General features: G+C 58.3%; 1 protein-coding gene. It reads right to left on the reverse strand.

Annotated features, from left to right (window positions below):
• Positions 1-319 (reverse strand): immunoglobulin-like domain-containing protein (locus tag ACNFCI_RS24105; protein ID WP_416768440.1); only part of this gene is annotated, 319 nt, incomplete at both ends.

Raw genomic sequence — 319 nt, forward strand, 5'->3', positions numbered from 1 at the left:
TTCGAACTTGTCGCCTTCGTTGCCGGTATTGGTGCCCGAACCTGGCTCATCGGTGATTTCCGTCGAAACAGAGTTCTCACCCAGAGTCAGTTTCTCGAACTTGTCGCCGCCCTCTACCGACTCAAGCTTGTTGGTGATGGTCGGCTGGCCGCCGGTGAACACGTCATCCGGTGCTTTGACGGTAATAGAGCCGCTGGCGCTGCCGGCAGGGATAGAAACCTTGGTGCCGTCCGACAGGGTAAAGACCAGGCCACCATGGGCGTTGACCGGCAGCTTCTGGCCATTGCTGAGGGTCACGGTGTAGGTAATTTCACCGCCT

The sequence above is a fragment of the Pseudomonas sp. NY15356 genome, assembly GCF_048068175.1.
GTDB lineage: Bacteria > Pseudomonadota > Gammaproteobacteria > Pseudomonadales > Pseudomonadaceae > Aquipseudomonas > Aquipseudomonas putida_K.